Origin of the sequence: Pseudoalteromonas sp. 19-MNA-CIBAN-0066 (assembly GCF_040308705.1) — a bacterium.
Lineage (GTDB): Bacteria > Pseudomonadota > Gammaproteobacteria > Enterobacterales > Alteromonadaceae > Pseudoalteromonas > Pseudoalteromonas nigrifaciens.
Genome location: NZ_JBEONZ010000196.1, coordinates 1 through 275, shown reverse-complemented (window position 1 = coordinate 275; position 275 = coordinate 1). Strand labels below are relative to the sequence as shown.

Here is a 275-nt window from a genome sequence, read left to right as displayed (position 1 = left end):
AAATAAGCACTACTTAATTGCTTTTTTTACTTCTCGCCAATCTATTATTTTAAAGTTTTGAGGCTGCTGTGGCATACGGTTATAACCATCTTGTACAACTAAAATACCTTCAGGATAACCCGGAAGAGACTTAGATGTTACTGTTAACCCGTCGGTTTCTGATGAGCCATCAATACCATTAACCAAATCACTTATTACACTAAACTTACCTGCAAACTCTAAGCTAGGTGTTTTAATGCCCGCAGTACCATTCTTTATTTTATACAGTACGTAGC

1 protein-coding gene is annotated in these 275 nt (G+C 36.4%); it reads right to left on the bottom strand.

The genetic code is table 11. The features are described 5' to 3' along the window. Window positions 1–9: 9 nt before the first annotated feature. Window positions 10–275 (bottom strand): phytase (locus AAEZ18_RS18790; RefSeq protein WP_352255915.1); only part of this gene is annotated, 266 nt, incomplete at its 5' end.